5 protein-coding genes and 1 pseudogene are annotated in these 3,510 nt (G+C 70.4%); 2 read left to right on the forward strand and 4 right to left on the reverse strand.

Annotated elements, in window-relative coordinates:
* Positions 1 to 330, forward strand: a pseudogene (locus tag ACLN58_RS19705) (hypothetical protein); the annotation flags it as partial.
* A 37-nt stretch (positions 331 to 367) separates the two neighbouring features.
* Here ACLN58_RS19705 and ACLN58_RS19710 read toward each other — a convergent pair.
* Positions 368 to 781, reverse strand: a complete 414-nt coding sequence (locus ACLN58_RS19710) for a DUF5997 family protein (protein WP_415856932.1) — start codon at positions 779 to 781, stop codon at positions 368 to 370.
* Between the two features lie 31 nt (positions 782 to 812).
* On the opposite strand from ACLN58_RS19710, the gene ACLN58_RS19715 reads away from it, so the two are divergent.
* Positions 813 to 1,565, forward strand: a complete 753-nt coding sequence (locus ACLN58_RS19715) for a LysR family transcriptional regulator substrate-binding protein (RefSeq protein ID WP_415856933.1) — start codon at positions 813 to 815, stop codon at positions 1,563 to 1,565.
* A 104-nt stretch (positions 1,566 to 1,669) separates the two neighbouring features.
* Here ACLN58_RS19715 and ACLN58_RS19720 read toward each other — a convergent pair whose 3' ends face one another.
* The 3 genes from ACLN58_RS19720 to ACLN58_RS19730 form a co-directional block, all read right to left on the reverse strand.
* Positions 1,670 to 2,104: an ATP-binding protein gene (locus ACLN58_RS19720; RefSeq protein ID WP_415856934.1), complete on the reverse strand. Its 435-nt coding sequence runs from the start codon at positions 2,102 to 2,104 to the stop codon at positions 1,670 to 1,672.
* Complete coding sequence (locus ACLN58_RS19725; RefSeq protein WP_415856935.1) at positions 2,097 to 2,429, reverse strand: STAS domain-containing protein; 333 nt, start codon at positions 2,427 to 2,429, stop codon at positions 2,097 to 2,099. The genes ACLN58_RS19720 and ACLN58_RS19725 overlap by 8 nt, the downstream gene beginning before the upstream one ends.
* A partial coding sequence (locus tag ACLN58_RS19730) for a glycosyltransferase family 2 protein (RefSeq protein WP_415856936.1) occupies positions 2,426 to 3,510 on the reverse strand: 1,085 nt, incomplete at its 5' end. The genes ACLN58_RS19730 and ACLN58_RS19725, both read right to left, overlap by 4 nt.

Raw genomic sequence — 3,510 nt, forward strand, 5'->3', positions numbered from 1 at the left:
AACTACACCTGGTGGCTCGACGTCGAGACCGCCAACACCTGGCAGGAGGACACGACGGCGAACCGCGCGGTGCTCGAAGGCATGACGGCCTCCTTCGCGGCGCAGGGAGCGCGGGTGGGCCTCTACTCGACGGCGCGGCAGTGGGCGCGGATCGTCGGGAGTGCCCCCTCCACGAGCCCGCTCTCGGCACTGCCAGATTGGCTCGCCGGGGCGACGACGGCGGACGGGGCGAAGGCGCTCTGCGCCCAACCCCCGCTGACGAGCCGCGGGCGGGTTGAACTCACCCAGTACGTCGCGGCGGCCGACGGCGACTACCCCTGCGCGGGCTGAGTCCCCGCCGGAGGTGGGGACGGGACCCCGCAACGGATCAGTGGTAGTGGCGCGGATCCGCCTTGATCTTCTTCTGCGACTTGGCCGCCGCGGCGTCGCGGACGCGCTTCTGCTCCTCGCGCACGGCCGCCATGCTGGCCCGCTCGTCAACGAGCCACTGCGGGCGGTTCTGCAGGAGATCGCTGATCTCCGACGTGGTGAGCGCGTCGGTCACGCCGCCGCGGGCAAGCCCACTGATGGACACGTTGAGCTTCTGCGCGACGACCGGCCGAGGGTGAGGGCCGTCGCGCCGCAGGTCCGCGAGCCACTCCGGGGGATTGGCCTGGAGCTCGTCGAGCTGCTCGCGGCTCACCTCGCTGTCCTGGAACTCCGCCGGCGTAGCGGGCAGGTAGATGCCCAGCTTCTTTGCGGCGGTGGCCGGCTTCATGGACTGGGGCTTGCGGGAAGTCATGGGTTAAGCGTAGCCGGGCTACGGTTGACGCATGAGTTCCGAGCACGTGCCTCCTTCCGGCCTCCGCGTCGCCTTCGTCGCGGGAGTGTCCCCGGGCAAGTGGTTCCACCGCTGGGAGGAGCGCTTCCCGGACGTACCCCTCAGCTCGGAAATGGTCGACGACGCCGAGCAGCTCGCCGTGATCCGCGACGGCCGGGCGGATGTTGCCTTCGTGCGGCTCCCCGTGGACCGCGACGGCCTCCACGTCATTCCGCTCTACGATGAGCTCCCCGTGGTCGTGGCCCCCAAGGGCCACGAGATCCAGGCGTTCGACGAGGTGCCCCTCGCCGAGATCGAGGACGAGCTCTTCGAGTACGACGGCGGCCACTCCGAGCGCCTCGACCTCGTCGAAGGCGGGGCGGGCCTCGCGATCCTCCCGATGAGCGTGGTCCGCCACTTCAACCGCAAGGAGCTCCGCTACCGGCCGGTCACCGGGGTGCCCGAGTACGCGGTCGGCATCGCGTGGCTGCGCGAGAACGAGAGCGACGAGATCCAGGAGTTCGTCGGCGTGGTCCGCGGCCGGTCCGCGAGCAGCTCGAGGCAGACGTCGGTGCAGAAGGATGAGCAGGAGGCCGCGAAGCAGCGGCGCGTTGATCGCGCCGCATCGCAGTCGGCCGAGGCGAGGGCCCGCAACGACGCCAGTCGCGCCGCCAAGTCCGCCCGCTCAGGGCGCGGAGCCGGAAAACCCGGCAAGCCTGGCGGCAAGGGTCGCCGCCCGGGTGGGGGCCGCCGTCGTTCGCGGTAGCGGTCCGCTCCTGCCCACTTTGGCCCACAGAACGGGCTTGCGACCACGCTCCAGAACGGGTCGAAGCCCTCGGCGGGACCCCAGAGTGGGCAGGAGGGGACGCGTCAGCGGGCGTCGTGCGGTGCAGAGCGGCGCGTGAGGGTCCAGACGTTCGCGCCGTCACGCCGCTCGCACGTGATAGTGGTGAGAAGCTGGCGGGCCAGCGCGAGACCGCGACCGGCCTCCGCATCGGGGCCAGGCATCTCGCCCGCGCCCTCGGGAATCACCACGGGCTGCGCGCCGAGCTCGAAGAGCCGCGCGAGCAGGAGGTCCGGGTGAACCTCGACCTCGAGGTCGAGCTGGACCTCGCCGCCCGGGGGCTTCGCGTGCCGGACGGCGTTGGTCACGACCTCGACGACGGCGAGCTCGAAGGGGAGCCGGTCCTCGGGGTCGATGACGAGGGCGAGGTCCCACAGGCGCACGAGCTCGTCCTGGACGGCCTCGACGATCGGCGGCATGGCGGGCCCGCGCACGTGCCCTTCGGCTAGCAGCTCAGGCATTTCGGTACGCGTCCTCGACCTTGCCGTACGGCTTCAGGATCCGATCCATGCTGGTCAGCTTGAGCACCATCTGTACTTGCTCCCCCACGTTGGCGATTCGCAGATCTCCGCCGGCCTGGCGCGCGGCCTTGAGGCACCCCACGAGCGCCCCCAGGCCGGAAGAGTCCATGAACTCGGTCTCTCCGAGATTGAGGACGAGGCGGCGGTGCCCGGAATCGATCGCGTCCGAAACCGCGGCCTTGAGCATCGGAGCGCCGACCATGTTGAGCCGTCCGCGCGCTGCCACCTCGGTGTAGCCGTCCCGTTCCTCGACGGCAAATTTCATGCTTCCTCCTTGTCCGCCACAACGGTCGGATCGAATCCTCGGTAGCGCGCAGCTCCGACGAGCACACTCAGCAGGACGACGTCGAAGATCGCCCACACGATGTTCACCACGGTACCGAGCCCTTCGCCGAGACCGAAGCCCCAGCGGACGGCGCCCGTCACACACGCGACAAGAAGCAGAGCCCCGAGGACGGCTTGGGGCCACACGAGAGGCAACGCGGCGCGGCGTTCGCCCCGCGACTTGGGCGTCACGGAGAAGCCCAGCGGCCGCCCGAACCACACGTTCGCGGCCGCGGTGGTGCAGGCCCGGATCCAGGTGGGGAACAGGGCGAGGCTGTACTGCTGCCCGCGCCACGTCTTCGCACCCTGCGCGACGAGGACGAACAGGATCTGATTGAGCACCATGAACGGCACGAAGCGCTCGAAGAAGGACGTGTCGAGCGCCGTGACCGGCAGGACTCCGAACAGCAGGTACGCGAGCGGCCCGGCGAAGTACACGACGGCCGCGAAGCCGGAGAGGTAGCTCCACATCGTGGCGAAGTACAGGATCCGCTGGGGCCACGAGAGGCCGCGCATCGTGAGCGGATTCTCGCGCAGCATGACCTGCACTGTGCCTTGCGCCCAGCGCATGCGCTGGGTGAGCATCGCGGGGAGGTCCTCGGGCGCGAGCCCGACCGCGAGCACCTCGTGGTGGTAGATGCTGCGCCAACCCGAGGCGTGGAGCCGCATCGACGTGGACATGTCCTCGGTCACCGAGATCGTGGAGAGCGGCATGATGGGCTGCGCCTCATGCAGGCGCTCGACGCTCACCGCGTCAAGGAGGGCACGCAGCGACTCGAGCGCGCCGAGCGGCGAGAGGTCGCGGGCCGCGAGGCGGTCGACGGCGGCGTCCAGCTCCACGGGATCGTCGCCGAGGGTCTCCTCGCCGAACTCCCCGACTTCCGCGCGCAGGGTCGCGACGTCCGCGGAGGCGTTCGCGAGGTCCTCGGCGACGAGGGTTCGGACCGCCGCGTCGACGTTGGCCTGCACGGCATACGTCGCGTCGCCGAAGGAGCCGCCCGACGCGAGGCGCCGCGAACCCT

Source organism: Sinomonas sp. G460-2, from assembly GCF_047759905.1.
GTDB lineage: Bacteria > Actinomycetota > Actinomycetes > Actinomycetales > Micrococcaceae > Sinomonas.

Excerpts from the sequence above, each read along its gene's own strand:
- ACLN58_RS19725 (WP_415856935.1), bottom strand. The coding sequence starts at position 2,429 with ATGAAATTTGCCGTCGAGGAACGGGACGGCTACACCGAGGTGGCAGCG.
- ACLN58_RS19720 (WP_415856934.1), bottom strand. The coding sequence starts at position 2,104 with ATGCCTGAGCTGCTAGCCGAAGGGCACGTGCGCGGGCCCGCCATGCCG.
- ACLN58_RS19715 (WP_415856933.1), top strand. The coding sequence starts at position 813 with ATGAGTTCCGAGCACGTGCCTCCTTCCGGCCTCCGCGTCGCCTTCGTC.
- ACLN58_RS19710 (WP_415856932.1), bottom strand. The coding sequence starts at position 781 with ATGACTTCCCGCAAGCCCCAGTCCATGAAGCCGGCCACCGCCGCAAAG.